Source organism: Actinosynnema sp. NPDC050801 (genome assembly GCF_040673975.1).
GTDB lineage: Bacteria > Actinomycetota > Actinomycetes > Mycobacteriales > Pseudonocardiaceae > Actinosynnema.
In genome coordinates this window covers 553,721-569,855 of record NZ_JBFAQZ010000002.1, presented here as the reverse complement: position 1 = coordinate 569,855, position 16,135 = coordinate 553,721, and the positions used below count along the sequence as shown (strand labels likewise).

The following is a 16,135-nucleotide window of genomic DNA, read 5'->3' as shown; positions in this document are numbered from 1 at the left end:
TCACGACCGTTATCTCAAGTCTTCCCCAAATCGGTGTCGTTGTGACCCGCATCTCCCTAACCTCTGGTTCATGAGACTGCTGCTGTGGATCGCACTCACGTGCGCGCTGGCGGTCGAGGGGGCCATGGTTCTTCCGCTGTTGGCGGGCTTGGCGATCATCGGCTGCGCCGAGGCGCGACGCCGGTCGCCCCGGCCACGCCCGCGGACACGCCATGATCTTTTCGCCAGTTGACCGAAATAGTTGCGACCAATAGAGACGAACAATTTCGTGCGTAGTGTGGCGCACGTTACTTGACCTGCCCGCCGACGAACGGTTTTACTGCGGTCGCGCATTCGCCTACTGACCGGTAAGCGATCTTCGCGCGTACCGAAACGAGGGCGGGCACGCCCATTGTTCCCTGTTGGGTCCGACTTTGTCGTCGTGATCGACAGTGGGTGCTGCCTGCCGTACCGGGAGTCCGGCATGTCCCTGTTCAAGCGGAATGACCACGTTCGACACCGGCTTGCGCGAAGCGGCCGGACCCGCATACTGCTCTCCGTCGTGGTCGGCGTCACGACTGCTGCGGCGCTGATCGCGCCCACCGGCGCGGTGGGCGCGGGCGAGCAACCGGTCGCGAGCGGAGGGGGGAACGTGCACTCTTTCTGGCTGCACATGAACTCCACCCCGATCTCGGACGAGGTGCTGGCCACCGAGGCGCGCAGACGTTCCTACGTCGTGCTGAACGCCTGGGAAGGCGCGTTGATCCCGAAGCTCAAGGAGGCGAACCCGGCCGTCCAGGTATTCGTCTACAAGGACCTGTCGTCCACGCGCTCGTACGCGTGCCGCAACGGGGTGGACGACGCTCAGTTGCCGGCGGGTGTCGGGTATTGCCAGGCGGAAAAGGACCACCCCGAGTGGTTCCTGCTCGACCCGAACGGCCGCCGGTTCGAGTACAGCGGCTATTCCGGCCACTGGCAGATGGACGTCGGCAACACCGCCTACCAGGACGCGTGGGCGGCCAACGTGATCGAAAGCAGCACCGCCGCCGGATTCGACGGCGTGTTCATGGACAACGCGCTGTTCCCCTGCGACGCCTACCACCAGGACGTCTGCCCGGCGAAGTACCCGACCGACGCCGCGTTGCAGGACGCGTACAAGTCGATGTTGGCCAACACCCGGGACGACTTCGTCGGCGCGGGGTTGAAGACCGTCGCGAACCTGTCCAACGCCCGCCTGCACGCCGGCGCGTGGGACGCCTACACCGAGCACCTCGACGGCGGCTTCGACGAGTGGTGGCTGACGTTCGACGACACGAACCTGCTGTCGGAGTACCCCGAGGGCTGGAGCAGGCAGGTCGCCGAGATCACCTCCAACGAGGCGCGCGGCAAGATCACCTGGGTGCAGCCGCACCACACCGACGGCGCCGACCGACCGTTCCGGTTCGCCCTGGCCAGCTACCTCCTGGCCGCCGGCGACCAGGCCGCGATCGCGAGCATCGACCAGACCGACGGCTACGGCGACGCCTCCCCGTGGCACCCCGAGTACGACTGGGACCTCGGCAAGCCGTCCGGCCCCTACCGGTCCGTGGGCACCAACCTCTTCGTCCGCGACTTCACCTGCGGCACCGTCGTGGTCAACGCCAACCGCACCGACAGCAAGTCCATCACCGTCCCCCTGGACGGCGGCCACGTCAACGAACGCGGCACGTCGGTCAACGAGGTCTCCCTGCCCGGCACCTCCGGCGCCATCCTCCGCAAACCCTGCTGACCACCCCACCGGCCGCAGACAGACCAGAGGTGTCACCGGGCTCGGACACCACCCGGATGTCAGCGTCGTGGCGCTCGACCACGATCCGCCACGAGATGTCCGAGCCGAGCCCGGTGACCAGGCACCACACCCGGCCCTGGCCGTAGTTCACCGACAGCCACGACCCTGTGGCACCCGGTGCGCCGCGGCGTGCCACACCCCGAACAACGGAACGGGCTTCGCCGTGCCCCGCAGGTGCATGATGACGGTCCGGGGGTCCGACGACCGGCCGTCCATCGTCGGGTTGAGCTCCAGCACCGGCTTGTGGCCGACCAGCTCCTCGATGTCCTGCGGCTTCTTGATGGCGTCGGCGCAGAGCTGGGTCGCCGCTTTCGCGGCGTCGCCCGCGTTGATGTTGTCGATGAAGGCCCGCATGGCGGTCAGCGCCTCGGGGTCGACCGGTTTCCCGCCGGCGGTGAGCGTGCCGGGATCGGTCGGGGCCTTCGTCGGTCTGGTGGACTCGGGCGCCCGCTCGGCGGTGGCCCCGCCCTCGACGGGAGCGATGTCCTGCCAGCACCACTCGCGGCCGTTCGGGATGAGCGTCACCTCGAACTCCTGCGTTCGCTCGGCGCCGGTGATCTCGACGGTCCCCACGGCCTTGTCGGCGGAGGTCTTCGGCTCGCCCACCACCTCGGCCCTGCTCACCGAGGAGACGTCGCTGATGGCCCGGTGCACGGCGGGTCGCGTGTCCGGGCAGGTGTAGCCCCTCAGGGTGGAGACCTCCTGGGAGGTCAAGCCGCGGACCAGCGCCGGCAGGAATTCCTCCGGCTTCGAAACCGGGGCGGAGGACGTCGTGGGCGGCGGCGTGCCGGTCGTGCTGGTCTCGACGGTGCCGTTCCCGGCCAGGAAGAAGCCGGGCGTGACGAATCCGGTGACTCCGACGAAGACCAGGATCAGCACGGCGGTCACGACCGCCGCCACGTTCGCCACGGTGTTCTTCTTCCGCGGCGGTGGCGGTGGCGGTGCGCCGGAGCCGCCGCCGTACTGGGCGGTCGGGTCGTGGTACCCGTGGTGCGGTCCGGGCTGCGAGGACGTGCCTGATGGGCCCTGTCCGCCGAACGGCTGTTGCGGGTACGTCATGCGGCCTCCGTGGTCGTGGTCGTCACCGCCTCTGATGGGCGATCGGCGGCCTTCGTTCCCCCGGTTCGCCGAGAAGTGGTTCCCCAAGGGGCCATTCGGCTGATCCACGCGGTCGTCCGGTCCCGGCGGGGAACCGCTCACCGTCCTGCCGCATCGGATCGGACCAGTTGTCCGGAAGTTGTCGCAGGGGGAGCTCTCAGCATGGCTTCAGCCCATCGCCTGGTCGCCGCGGTGATCGGAGTCGTCGCGCTCGCGACGACCACCCCACCCGCACACGCCGGGCCCGGCACGCCGGGCGTGGTGACCGGCCAGGTGCTGACGGTCGCGGGCATCGGCGAGGAGGGGTACTCCGGCGACGGCCACCCCGGCCGTGACGCACGGCTGGGGACCAGCCTGAGCGTCGCGGTCGGACCCGACGGCTCCGTCTACATCGCCGACATGATGAACGGGCGGTTGCGCCGGGTCGCCCCCGACGGCGTGATCGACACGGTGCCCGGCACCCGCGCGCTGCGCTCACCGAAGGACGACAGCCCCGAGATCGCCGGGTGGATCCACAGCCCGAGCAACTCGCCGTACGCCTCGGCGGTCGCCGAGGACGGAACCGTCCACCTGGCGGCGAAGCTGGACATCCGCCGCATCGACCCGGACGGGACGATCACCGTCGTCGGCGGCAACGGCGAGTCCGTCGACGGCCACGCCGACGGCGGCCCGGCGACCGCGGCCTCGATCCACGAGCCGCAGGACATCGCGGTCGACCCGGACGGCGCTGTGTTCGTGGCCGACGGCAACAACGCCCGGATCCGCCGGATCGACGTCGGAGGCACGATCACCACGGTCGCGGGCGGCGGAACCCTCGACCGAGCCGCGGCCGAGGGCAAGGCCGCGACCAGCGCCCGGATCGGGCGGCCCAACCGGGTCGCCGTGGACGCCTCCGGCACGGTCTACTTCTCCTCGGAGGGCGATCGCGCCGTCCACCGGGTCGGGAGCGACGGCGTGCTCACCCGCGTCACCGAGCTGCCGGGCGAGGACACCCGGATCGGCGGCATCGCCCTCGACCGCGACGGCGTCCTGCACGTCACCGACGCAGGCCGCGGCGTGCTGTTCCGGGTCGGCGCGGGCGGCACCGCCACGCAGGTCGGCCCCCAGTTCGCCGACGGGGCCCGGGACCTCGCCATCGGCCCGAACGGCGACTTCTACGTCGCCGGCAGGGCCCGCGTGGTGCGCTTGGTCCGCGCCGGCGGGGACAGTCCCGCGGTGAAGGTGGAACCGGCCCGGTCCCGCTGGGCGGGCGACCAGCCGGGCACCGTGCACACGGTCGCCGCGGGCGGCCCGCGGGACCAGGTCCCGGCGACGCGGCCGCTCCCGGCGCGGACCCCCGGCGCGTCGGGCATCGCGGTCGGCCCGGACGGCGCCGTCTACGTCGCCGAGCCGAGCCGGAAACGGGTGCGGCGGATCGACCGCGACGGCCGGGTCCACGAGTTCGCCGGAACCGGCGGAAGTGGTGTCCACGGCGACGGCGGGCCGGCCGGGCAGGCCGAGCTGCGGCACCCGCAGGCGGTCGCGGCCGACGCCGCGGGCAACGTCTACATCGCCGACACCGCCAAGGGCCAGATCCGCCGGGTCGACCCGGGCGGCGTCATCAGCACCTTCGCGACGATCGCCGAACCGCGGGGGGTGGGCGTCGGACCGGCGGGCACGGTGTTCGTCACCGCCGGCGAGGTGGTGCACAGGTTCGACGCGCAGGGGAACGCGGTCGTGGTCGCCGGCGGCGGCGAGCTGTGGGCGGACCGCGCGGACGACGCGCCCGCCGGCCAGGCGCAGCTGTGGAAGCCGGAGTCCGTGGCGGTCGGCCCGGACTCGACGGTGTACTTCGTCGAGCAGAGCACACCCGCGGTCCGGGCGATCCGCCCGGACGGGATCCTGGCCACCGTCGCGGGCAGCAGCTACCGCCGCGACGACGAGGGCGGTTTCGCCGGCGACGGCGGTCCCGCACCCCTGGCGGAGCTGAACACCCCGAGCGGGCTCGCCGTCGGCCCGGACGGTTCCCGCTACGTCGCCGACACCTTCAACAACCGGATCCGCCGGGTCGCTCCGGACGGCACGATCTCGACGGTGGCCGGCACCGGGGAGCGGGCCGACAACGGTGACGGCGGACCCGCGACCAAGGCCGCGGTGAAGGAGCCGACCGGGGTCGCGGTCGGCGCGGACAACACGCTGTACGTGACCGGGTCGTCGACGAGCCTGGTCCGCCGGATCACCCCGGACGGCACGATCTCCACCCTCGCCGACCTGGCGTCCGCGGACGAGCGGGAACAGCCCGCCGCCGCACTCGGCGCGGTCGGCTCCTTCGCGGTCAGCCCGGACGGCGCCGTCCACCTCTCGGACGCGAACGGGGCCGTGCACAGGATCGCCCCCGACGGGGCCCTCGCCCCGGTGGACATGAACCCGCTGGGCGAGAGCGTGCGGCCCGGCGTCCTCGCCAGCGGTCCGGACGGGTCGCTCTACCTGGCCGCGAACGAGGTCGTCCGGGTGACCCCCGACGGCGCCGAGGTGGTGGTCGCGGGCAGCCGGTCCGCCCAACAACCGCCGTCCCCCGACCAGCCCGCCACCAACGCCGCGCTCCGCGTCGAGGACCTCGCGGTCGGCCCGACCGGCGAGCTGCACCTGACCAGCAGGGGTTCCGTCTACACCCTGCGCGACGACCGGTTGGTGGAGGTGCTCGGCGCCGGCGGCGAGGACGAGCGGCCCGGCCGGATCACGGTCGGCCCGGACGGCGTGCTCTACGTGGTGGCCGGGCACCGGGTGCTCGCCGTGCGCGACGGCAGGGCCGAACCGGTGGCGGGCAACGGCCAGTCGACCTCGCCGAGTTCCGCGGAGGAGGACGAGGACGGCGGGCCGGCGCTGGAGGCGTCACTGAGCCACCCGACCGACGTGGCGGTCACCGCGGACGGCACGCTGTTCGTCAGCACCTCCGACGGCATCCGCCGGGTGACCACCGACGGCGACATCGACACCGTCCTGCCGCCACGCTCCGACGGCCAACCACCCGCGTCCACCCTGGCCGTCGGCCCCGGCGAGGACCTGTACTTCCTCGACCGGAACCGCAACGAACTCGGCGTCCTGGTCCGCCCCGCGGAACTCGACACCCCGTTCCGCTTCCCGTGGGTCGTGCTGTGGATCGCCGTCGCGGCGGTCGTGCTCGCGGCGGCCGCGGTGCTGGTGATCCGGCGACGCTCGCGGAAGCAGGCGCAGGAGCAGGCGCAGGAGCAGGCGCAGTCTGGAGAGCGGTCCGAGGAGCAGCCGCAGGACCATGGAGAAGCCCCTGCCCCGCAGGCGTGACTGCGGGGTATCGACACTCTGCACCAGGCCACCGGAATGCGGAGATCCTGCACCGTGGACCATGTACCCGGAAGGGTTGTTCAGCTGGCCCGAAGCCGCGAGCAGTGCCGTGATCCGGCTTCGTGTGCCTCGCTCATAGCCGAAGTCGACCCATTGCCTGGCACCGGTCGGCGCTCGGCGGCCCCAGGGAGCGCGGGACGGAGTGGCCGGGGTGGCGGGAACGCGGTCGCCGGGGCGGCGGTAGCGTCCGGTGGATGACCGTGCGGGTGGATCCGACCAACTCCGACCAGCTCACCGCGTGGGACGGCGACCAGGGCGCGTTCTGGGCCGACCACGCCGACCGCTTCGACGAAGGTGCCGCCCGGTACCACGAACGGCTGCTCGACGCCGCCCGGGTGGACCCCGCCGACCGCGTCCTGGACATCGGGTGCGGCACCGGCAAGTCCACGCGCGACGCCGCCCGGCGCGCCGCCCACGCCCTCGGTGTGGACCTGTCGTCCAGGATGATCGAAGAGGCACGGCGGCGGGCCGGGCTCGACGGGATCACCAACATCGCGTTCGAGCAGGCCGACGCCCAGGTGCACCCGTTCCCCGAGGCCGCGTTCGACCTCGTGATCAGCCGCCACGGGGTGATGTTCTTCGGCGACCCGGACAAGGCCTTCGCCAACATCGCGACCGCCCTGCGACCCGGCGGCCGGATGGCGCTGCTGACGTGGCAACCGTTGGCGCGCAACGAGTTCGCGTCCACGTTCCGCACGCTGTTCGCCGCCGGCAAGCCCCTGCCCACAGGGGCGCACCCGTTCTCGCTCAGCGACCCCGACCGGGTGCGCGCGCTGCTGACCGGCGCGGGCATGACCGACGTCGAGCTGCACCCCGTCAGCGAACCGGTGTGGCTCGGCCACGACGTGGAGGACGCGTTGACGTTCATCACCGCCCGGCAGGCCTCTCAACTGGCCGAACTCGACGAGGACGGGCGCGCACGGGTCGTCCAGGCCGCACGGCAGGACATCGCCCGGCACCTGGACAAACACGGCGTGCGCTACGCCTCCGCCGCGTGGATCGTGCAGGCCGTCAAGCAGCCGTAGCCAGATCAGATGGCTCCGCACGAGCGAGAACGCCGGTGAACGGATCGGAACAGGACGACCACGGACGGCCCACCCGCTCCCCCCGCAGCGCGTCGACCGCCTCCCGCCGAAACGTTCGGCGAACTCCCTCCTCTTGTGGTCGTGCCCCAGGAGCAACCCCGACGGGCAGCAAGTCCGTCACCGCTCCGCAGGCGGCAGCAACGGTAGGTGGACCAGGAAGCGGGTGTCGCCGGGTTCGGACACCACGCGGATGTCGCCGTGGTGGCGTTCGACCACGATCCGCCACGAGATGTCCAGGCCGAGGCCGGTGCCCTCGCCGACCGCCTTGGTGGTGAAGAACGGTTCGAAGATCCGCCCCTTCACCTCGGCCGGGATGCCCGTGCCGGTGTCGGCGACCTCCACCACGAGGTCGTCGCCGGCGCGGGACGTGCGCACGGTCAGCGTGCCGGTGCCGTCCATCGCGGCCACCGCGTTGTCGACCAGGTTGGTCCACACCTGGTTGAGCTCGGCCGGGTACGCGGGCAGTGGCGGCAGTGAGCGGTCGTAGTCCTTGACCACGCGCACGCCGTCGCGCAGCTTGCCGCCGAGCATCACGAGGGTGGAGTCGAGCAGTTCGTGCACGTCGACCACCTGGAACGGCGCGCGGTCGACCTGCGAGTACTGCTTGGCCGCGCCCACCAGCGTGGACACCCGCGTGGTGGCGTCCTCGATCTCGTTCATCAACGTCTCGGTCTCGACCGTGTAGGCCAGCCAGCGCACGGCCGCCTCGGTGGCCGTCTCCGGGCACACCGCGGCCGCCCGGTCCAGCCAGTCGACGTCCAGCCCTCCGGCGACCAGCACCGGCGCCAGGTCCCAGCCGCCGCCGACGCCGTGCGCGTCCAGCCAGTCGGTGACCTCGTCCTCCAGGTCGGCGGTCTCCATCGGACCGAGCTTCGGCGCTTTCGCGACCCGTTCGACGGCGCTCTCCTGGAGCTTCACCAGCACGGGCAGGGTGGCCGGGTCGAGCGAACCGCTCGCCAACAGCGCCAGCTTGTGCCGCATCCCGGCGACCCGCTCGCGCAGCGCCCCGGTGGCCCGCACCGCCGCCGCGGCGGGGTTGTTCAGCTCGTGGGTCAGCCCGGCCGACAGCGAGCCGAGCGCGAGCAGCCGTTCCCGCTGGCTCACGATCCGCTCGGTGTTGCGCATGCCGAAGAACAGGCCCTCCAGCAGGTGGATGGCCATCGGGAACCACGAGCGGAACATCGCGCCGAAGTCGTGCGCGGGCAGCTGGTACAGCCGCACGTCGGTCACCGCGTCGGCGGTCATCTGGTAGACCGTCCTGGCTTCCACGTCGGCGCCCAGGTACGCCTGCGTGGCACCGAAGTACGCGCCGCGGTGGTCGGTGCGGTGGGTCTCCACGCGTTGGCCGCCGATGACGCGGCTGAGCGTCACCGTGCCGGCCAGCAGCACGTAGAAGCAGGTCGCGGGCTGTCCCTCGCGCAACACCTGCGCGCCCGCGTGGTGCGTCTCCACCTGGCCGTGCGCGACGAGCCACGCCAGCTGGTCCTCGGACAGGTGCTCGAACAGGAACAGCCCGCGCAGGTCCTCGACCGTCAGGTTCTCCACGTCCGTCACGACCTCTCCAGGTACCGGTGCACGAGTGACACGGCCATCGCGCCGTCGCCGACCGCCGAGGCGACCCGCTTGACCGAGTCCGCGCGCACGTCACCGGCCACGAACACCCCCGGCAGGCTGGTCTCCAGGTGGTACGGCGGCCGGTCGAGCCGCCAGCCGTCGGGCAGCCGGCCGTCGGCGACCAGGTCCGGCCCGGCCAGCACGAACCCGCGCTCGTCACGGGCGAGCGTGCCCGCGAGCCAGTCCGTGTGCGGCGCGGCGCCGATGAACGCGAACAGCCACGACGTCGGCACGGTCGTCGTCCCACCGGTCTGGTTGTGCCGCAACGTCACCGTCTCCAGGTGCTGCTCCCCCGTGCCGCCGACGACCTCGGTGCAGGTGAGGACCTCGATGTTGGGCACCCTGGCGAGCTGCTCGACCAGGTAGTGCGACATCGACCGCTCCAGCGAGTCGCCGCGCACCACCAGCACGACGCGGCGGGCGTGCGCGGCGAAGTAGAGCGCCGCCTGGCCCGCCGAGTTGGCGCCACCGACCAGGTAGACGTCCTCGCCCGCGCAACCGGGGCCTTCCGTGGTGGCCGCGCCGTAGAACACGCCCCGGCCGGTCAACGCGCCGAGACCGGGCGCGTCGAGCATCCGGTAGGACACGCCGGTGGAGAGGATGACGGTGTGCGCGGCCAGCTCCGTGCCGTCGCCGAGCCGCACCACCCGTGCCGCGCCGCGCGCTTCCAGCCCGACCACGTCGCAGGCGGTCAGCACCTCGACGTCGAACTTCAGCGCCTGTCTGCGGGCGCGGTCGGTCAACTGCTCGCCGGACACGCCGTCGGGGAAGCCGAGGTAGTTCTCGATCCGACTGCTGGTGCCCGCCTGACCGCCGGTGGCGCGCCGCTCCACCAGCACCGTGCGCAGGCCTTCCGAGCCGCCGTAGACGGCCGCGCCGAGCCCGGCGGGACCGCCGCCGACCACGATCAGGTCGTAGAAGTCGGTGGACGGCCGCGTGGTCAGGCCGACCCGGGCGGCGAGCTCCGCGTCGGACGGCTCGACCAGCGGCTCGCCGTCGGCCGTGATGACCACGGGCAGCCGTGCGCCGTCCTGGCCGCACGCGGTGAGCAGCCGACCGGCCTCGGTGTCGCCGTCGTCCAGCGCGTGCCAGCGGAACGGGACGGAGTTGCGGGCCAGGAAGTCGCGCACCTCGTAGGACCGCGACGACCAGCGGTGCCCGACCACCCTGACCTGGCGCGCCGGGCCGCGATCGGCCGCCGACCAGGCGCGCAGCAGCTCGTCCAGCACCGGGTACAGCTTCTCCTCCGGCGGGTCCCACGGTTTGAGCAGGTAGTGGTCCAGGTCCACGACGTTGATGGCGCGGATCGCGGCGTCGGTGTCGGCGTAGGCGGTCAGCAGCACCCGACGGGCCGCGGGGAACAGGTCCATCGCGGCCTCCAGGAACTCGATCCCGCTCATCCCGGGCATCCGGTAGTCGGCCAGCAGCACCGCGACCTCCTCGCCGCGCAGCTTGATCTCGCGCACCGCGTCGAGGGCCTGCGGGCCGGACTCGGCCCGCACGATCCGGTAGGTCTCGCCGTACTTGCGGCGCAGGTCGCGCGCCACGGACCGGGACACGCCCGGGTCGTCGTCCACGGTCAGGATCGAGGGCCGCGCGACCTGAGGAGTCGTCATGTCCACAGTGAACCAGCATCACCCGGACTGGTTAGGCTCCTGCGGGTGCGTTGGGAGATCCTCGGGCCGATGCGGGTGGTGCGCGCCGGCGAGCCGGTGGCGTTGGGCGGGCCCAGGCAGCGCGACCTGCTGGCGCTGCTGGTGCTGCGGCACAACCGGGTCGTCACGGCGGACTGGCTGGTCGAGGCGCTGTGGGACAGGCGGCCGCCCGCCGGTGCGCACACCACGTTGCGGTCCTACGTGGTCGGTCTGCGCCGTGCCCTCGAACCGGGGCGCGGACGCCGGGCGCCCGCCGAGGTGCTGCGCGGCCACACCGGCGGGTACGAGCTGAGCGTGTTACCGGGCACCGTCGACGCCGTCCGCTTCACCACGCTCGCCGAGACCGGTGCGCGGGCGCTGGCCGACGGTGACCCGGGCGCCGCCGAGCGGCACTTCGCCGAGGCGCTGGCCCTGTGGCGGGGCGAGGTCGCCGCCGCCGACCTGACCGCTGTCCGCCCCGACGCGGCGAGGTTGACGGAGGCCCGGTCCGCCGCGACCGAGGGGCGCTTCACCGCCGCGGTCGCCGCCGGCCGCCACGCGGCCGTGCTGCCGGAGCTGCGCCAGTTCGTCGACGCCCACCCCGAGCGCGAGAACGCCCGCGCGCAGCTGATGCTCGCGCTCTACCGGGCGGGCAGGCAGACCGACGCGCTGGCCGTCTACGACGAGGGTCGCCGGGTGCTGGCCGACGAGTTCGGCGTGCGACCGGGCAGACACCTGCACGAGCTGCGCCGGCGGATCCTGGCCCACGACGTCCCACCGGCCACCGGGACGGCCCGACCGGACCGCGTCACCGCCCACCCGGACCACCGGTACCACCTCGTCGGCCGCGAAGCGGAACTCGCCGTCCTCACCGAACTGCTCGCCGCGTCGGGACGGACCGGCGGCCGGTTCGCCGCGATCGTCGGCGAGGCGGGCATCGGCAAGACGAGCCTGGCCGACGCCGTCGCCCGCCGGGCCGCCGCCGCGGGTGTTCCCGTCGTGTGGGGTCGCTGTCCCGACATCGGCCAAGCCCCGCCGTTCTGGCTCTGGGCGCAGGTGGTGCGCGCTCTCGTGCCCCTGGCGGGCGACGCGGGTACCGCCCGCGCGCTGGCGGTCTTCGGCGCCGGACCTCCCGCCGAGGCCGACACCGACGTCGACCCCGCCGCCCGGTTCCGCGCCTACGACGCGGTCTCGACGCTCGTGCACGCGGTCTCCCGCCCGGCCGGGCTGGTGCTGGTGCTGGACGACCTGCACGCCGCCGACGCCGACTCGCTGCTCCTGCTGCGCTACCTGGCCACCACCGTCCACACGTCCCGTGCGCTGGTGATCGCCACCCTGCGCCCCTACGAGCACGACCCCGACCTGGTCGCGACCCTGGTCGACCTGGCCCGCGCGCCCGGCCACCGCCGGTTGCGCCCCGCCGGGCTGGACGACGACGCGGTGGCCGACCTGGTGCACGGGCACACCGGCACGCGCCCGCCCGCCGACGTCGTACGCGACCTCGTCACCCGCACCGGCGGCAACCCGTTCTTCCTCACCGAACTGCTCGCCTCCCCCGACGGCGCGCCGCCGCCGAGCGTGCGCGACACCGTCCGCCTCCGGCTGCACGCCCTGGACCGCGCCACCCGCGACTGGCTCGACGTGCTGAGCGTCGCCGGTCGGGAGCTGGACGTGGACCTGCTGGCGGGCGTCACCTCGACCGAGGTGCGGCTCGACCACCCGGTGACGCACCTGGTCACGGAGGTGGACCCGGGCGTGGTCCGGTTCCGGCACCCGCTGTTCGCCGAGGCCGCCTACGCCGACCTCACCCCGACCCGCCGCGCCGACCTGCACGCCCGCCTCGCGGACGCGGGCCGGCACACCCTCACCCCGGCGGAACTGGCCCACCACTACGGCCGGGCCCGCGGCCGATCGGACGACCACCTGCGCTGGACCCTCGAAGCCGCCGACGACGCCACCCGCCGCCTCGCCTACGAGGACGCCCTGGCGCACCTCGACCGGGCCGCCGCCCTGCTCACCACGCCCGACCGGGAGCTGGCCGTGCACCTGCACCGCACGTCGCTGCTCCAGATCACCGTCGGCATCGGCAGTGACGCCGTCGAGTCGGCCGCCTCCCGCGCCCGCGAGCTGCTCACCCGGGTCGACGACGACGCGGACGTGCGCCCCGCGTTGTGGACGCTCGGCGAGCTGGCCTGCAACCGCGCCGAGTTCGGCATCGCCGAAGACCTCGCCGGCCGGCTCGCGGCGGACGACGGCGTGATCGGTGCCGCGGGCCACTACCTGCTGGGCGCGGTCGGCTACTTCACCGGCCGCCTGGCCGAGGCCGACGACCACCTGACCGCCGCCATCGACCGGCTCAACGAGCTGGACCCGCCCGAGCTCGTCGGGCGGGTCGGTCGCACGCCCACGCTCGCGACCTACGACTTCCGCGCCCTGGTGCGTTCCCTGCGCGGTGACGCGGCGGCGGCCCGAGCCGACATCGACGCCGCGCACGCCCTCGCCGAACGCGCCGACGACCCGTACGGGCGGGCCAACGCCGCGCTGTTCGCCGCGTGGACCGCCATGCAGGAGCACGACGTGGCCACCGCCCTCGCCGCCGCCCGCCGCTGCCGCGAGATCGGCCTGAGCCGACAGATGCCGCACTTCGTCACGACCGGCGACTTCTTCGCCGAATGGGCCGCTGTGCGCGGTGGGGACGGCGACCGCCTCACCGCCATGCGTGCCGCCCGGGAGGGCATCCACCGGCTCGGCCTGCGCTCGACCCGCACGATCACCCTCGCCGCGATGGCCGACGCCCACCTGGTCGCCGGGCACCGCGCCGCGGCGGGGGCGTTGGCCGACGAGGGCCTCGCCGTCGCCGAGGAGGTCGGCGAACGGGTCCTCGCCGCCGAACTGCTGCGGGTGCGCGGCCTGGCCAACGACGACCCGGCCGACCTGGACGCCGGCGCACGACTGGCCGAACGGCAGGGCGCCCACCTGCTGCGGTCCCGGTTCCCACGCTAGTTCCACAGAACTCCAACAGCCGTGCGCTGGCATGTGTCCCTCACCCGGAGGAGGACGCATGGAGTTCGACGTCGTAGTGGTCGGTTGCGGGCCGGTCGGCGCGCTGACCGCCAACCTGCTCGGCGCCAGGGGCGTGCGCACCCTGGTCGTGGAACGCGACACCGCGCCGCACCGGCAACCACGCGCGTTCTCCTGCGACGACGAGGCGTTGCGGATCTACCAGCAGGCAGGTCTGCTGGACGAGGTCGCGAAGGACATGTACCCGCCCGACCGCGCCGAGTACGTCAACGCCAAGGGCCGGGTGTTCGCCACCATCGCCCTGGACGAGGTCGACTTCGGCCTGGGCAGCGGTCCCCTGCACTTCTTCGACCAACCACGCCTCGAAGCGGCCCTACGCGCCGGGCTCGACCGGTTCCCGCACGTCACCCTGCGCACCGGTGTCGAGCTGGTGCGGCTCACCCAGGACGAGGAGGCCGCCACCGTCGTCCTGCGCGACCTCGGCAGCGGCGAGGAGTCGCACGTGCGCGCGAGGTACGTGCTGGGGTGCGACGGCGCCCGCAGCACCACCCGGGTCGCGGCCGGCATCGCGCTCACCGGCACGTCCTACGCCGAACCGTGGCTGGCGGTCTCCGGCGACGTCGCCCCCGGCGCGGTGCGGGTGCCGCGGACCACGTTCGTGTGCGACTGGCGGCGGCCCGCGTTCGTCTCCCCCGGCGCGTTCGACACCTACCGGCTGGAGTTCATGCTGCGCCCGGACGAGGTGCCCGCGGACATGACCGACCCCGGTACGGTCGCCCGGCTGGTCGCGCCCTACGTCGACCCGGACCGGTTCACCGTCACGCGTGCGATCGTCTACACGTTCCACCACCTGGTCGCCGAGCGCTGGCGCGACCGGAGGGTGTTCCTGCTCGGCGACGCCGCCCACCAGATGCCGCCGTTCCTGGGCCAGGGCCTGTGCAGCGGGCTGCGCGACGCGGCCAACCTGACCTGGAAGCTCGCCCTGGCACTGGGATCGGACGCCCCCGACGCTCTGCTGGACACCTACGAGGCCGAACGCCGCCCGCACACCGAGGCGATGGCCCTGACCAGCGTGCGGCTCGGCCGGGTGTTCCTGGTGCGCAACAGGTTCGGCGCGTTCCTGCGGGACGTGGTGCTGCGCGCCGTGCAGACCGTGCCGCGGGTGCGGCGCCTGGTGCGCCACTTCGAGTTCAAGCCGCTGCCCGCGCTGCCGGACGGGCGCGTCATGTTCCCCCAGCCCGAGGTGGTGGTCGGCGGGGTGCGGCGGTTGCTCGACGACGTGCTCGGGCCCGACTTCGCGGTCATCGGACCGGGTGTGGGCGCGAGCACGGCGCGGGGCTGGTCGGGTCCACGCGCGCGGTTCCTCCGGGTGATGGCCGACGGCGAACCCCACGCCGAGGACGACCTGGTGGACGTCACCGGCGTGCTCACCACCTGGTTCGCCCGCCACCGCACCGACGTCGTCGTGCTGCGCCCCGACCGGTTCGTGCACGCCGATCGGACTCCCGCGGCAGCCCCGTGACCCGACGACCGACCCTCCGGCACCGCCGTGCGGACGCGGCGGCCGACGCGGTGCCGACGCGGTGCCGAACGCTGCGGCCGAAGCGGTGCGAACGTGCGGCAACGTCGGTGTTCGCGGCCTCGACCTCCTGGTATATCGGGGGGTTCTGCCGCGAAGGGGTGTCGGATGGCGGTCTTGGTGCTGGGACGGCCCGTGGTGCGGACCGGCGGGGTGTCGCGGCACCCGGCGCGACGGATGGCGCGGATCCTGCTCGGCGTGCTGGCGTTGCGGGCCAACCGGGCCCTGCCGCTGGAGTGGATCGTCGAGGCATTGTGGCCGGGCCGGCCGCCCACGTCGGCGGCGGCGAACGTCCGCAACCACGTGGCCGACCTGCGCCGGCTGTTGCGCGAGGCCGGGCCCGGTCAGCCGGGCATCGTCACCTCACGCGACGGGTACGTGCTGGTCACGCCGCCGGACGGGGTGGACGTGACGTTGTTCCAACGGCTCCTGGTCGAGGGGCACGAGTTGCGCGGCCGTGGCGGCGACTTCGCCGCGGCCGGGTGCCTGGCGCGGGCCGTGGGCCTGTGGCGGGGGCCGGTGATGGCCGGCGTGCCGGTGCCCGAGGCGGTCCGGCCCGACGTCACGGTGCTGGACGAGCAGCGGCTCGGCGCGATCGAGGACCTGGTCGGCGTGCGGCTCGCGCTCGGGCTGCACGACGGGCTGGTGCCCGCGTTGGCCGGTCTGGTGGTCGAGCACCCGTTGCGGGAACGGCTCTGGCGGCACCTGGTCGCCGCGTTGGCCGCGGCGGGCCGCCGCACGGAGGCCGTCGCCGTCTACCGGCGGCTGGTCGAGGTGCTGGACTCCGAACTCGGCGTCACCCCCAGCGCGGCCACGACCGCGCTGTACGAGTCCGTTCGGCGCAACGAACCGGCCGCGCCGGAACTGGGTGGGCAGAACTGAACGGCGGAACGCCGCCTTTCGTGTGCGCGCCCGTGTGCACGGCATTTTTACACTC

At 73.3% G+C, this 16,135-nt stretch carries 10 protein-coding genes; 7 read left to right on the top strand and 3 right to left on the bottom strand.

Annotation, left to right across the window (positions count from 1 at the left end; translation table 11 throughout):
* Positions 1-70 precede the first annotated feature (70 nt).
* Both AB0K14_RS07110 and AB0K14_RS07105 read left to right on the top strand, forming a co-directional pair.
* Complete coding sequence (locus AB0K14_RS07110; protein ID WP_360463795.1) at positions 71-232, top strand: hypothetical protein; 162 nt, start codon at positions 71-73, stop codon at positions 230-232.
* 399 nt (positions 233-631) lie between these two features.
* A complete protein-coding gene (locus AB0K14_RS07105; RefSeq protein WP_364337632.1) occupies positions 632-1,747 on the top strand; it encodes a putative glycoside hydrolase family 15 protein in 1,116 nt (371 codons plus the stop codon).
* A gap of 147 nt (positions 1,748-1,894) precedes the next feature.
* On the opposite strand, the gene AB0K14_RS07100 is transcribed toward AB0K14_RS07105, so the two are convergent.
* Positions 1,895-2,866 carry a hypothetical protein gene (locus tag AB0K14_RS07100; RefSeq protein WP_360463789.1) on the bottom strand — a complete coding sequence of 324 codons (972 nt, stop codon included), beginning with the start codon at positions 2,864-2,866 and terminating at the stop codon, positions 1,895-1,897.
* A gap of 201 nt (positions 2,867-3,067) precedes the next feature.
* Between AB0K14_RS07100 and AB0K14_RS07095 the strand changes: the two genes are divergently transcribed.
* Both AB0K14_RS07095 and AB0K14_RS07090 read left to right on the top strand, forming a co-directional pair.
* Positions 3,068-6,205 (top strand): NHL repeat-containing protein, encoded by a 3,138-nt coding sequence (locus tag AB0K14_RS07095; RefSeq protein ID WP_360463786.1) that lies wholly within the window; start codon positions 3,068-3,070, stop codon positions 6,203-6,205.
* Between the two features lie 254 nt (positions 6,206-6,459).
* Positions 6,460-7,290 carry a methyltransferase domain-containing protein gene (locus AB0K14_RS07090; RefSeq protein WP_360463783.1) on the top strand — a complete coding sequence of 277 codons (831 nt, stop codon included), beginning with the start codon at positions 6,460-6,462 and terminating at the stop codon, positions 7,288-7,290.
* A gap of 177 nt (positions 7,291-7,467) precedes the next feature.
* Here the strand turns inward: AB0K14_RS07090 and AB0K14_RS07085 are convergent, their stop codons facing one another.
* The gene (locus tag AB0K14_RS07085) at positions 7,468-8,895 is read right to left on the bottom strand and encodes an ATP-binding protein (protein WP_360463811.1); all 1,428 of its coding nucleotides are present in this window, start codon (positions 8,893-8,895) and stop codon (positions 7,468-7,470) included.
* A 5-nt stretch (positions 8,896-8,900) separates the two neighbouring features.
* Positions 8,901-10,580: an FAD-dependent oxidoreductase gene (locus tag AB0K14_RS07080; protein WP_360463780.1), complete on the bottom strand. Its 1,680-nt coding sequence runs from the start codon at positions 10,578-10,580 to the stop codon at positions 8,901-8,903.
* Positions 10,581-10,625: 45 nt separating this feature from the next.
* On the opposite strand from AB0K14_RS07080, the gene AB0K14_RS07075 reads away from it, so the two are divergent.
* The 3 genes from AB0K14_RS07075 (at position 10,626) to AB0K14_RS07065 (ending at position 16,080) form a co-directional block, all read left to right on the top strand.
* The gene (locus AB0K14_RS07075; RefSeq protein ID WP_360463777.1) at positions 10,626-13,601 is read left to right on the top strand and encodes a BTAD domain-containing putative transcriptional regulator; all 2,976 of its coding nucleotides are present in this window, start codon (positions 10,626-10,628) and stop codon (positions 13,599-13,601) included.
* 58 nt (positions 13,602-13,659) lie between these two features.
* Positions 13,660-15,141 (top strand): bifunctional 3-(3-hydroxy-phenyl)propionate/3-hydroxycinnamic acid hydroxylase, encoded by a 1,482-nt coding sequence (locus tag AB0K14_RS07070; RefSeq protein ID WP_360463774.1) that lies wholly within the window; start codon positions 13,660-13,662, stop codon positions 15,139-15,141.
* 165 nt (positions 15,142-15,306) lie between these two features.
* Positions 15,307-16,080: an AfsR/SARP family transcriptional regulator gene (locus tag AB0K14_RS07065; protein ID WP_360463771.1), complete on the top strand. Its 774-nt coding sequence runs from the start codon at positions 15,307-15,309 to the stop codon at positions 16,078-16,080.
* Positions 16,081-16,135 lie beyond the last annotated feature (55 nt).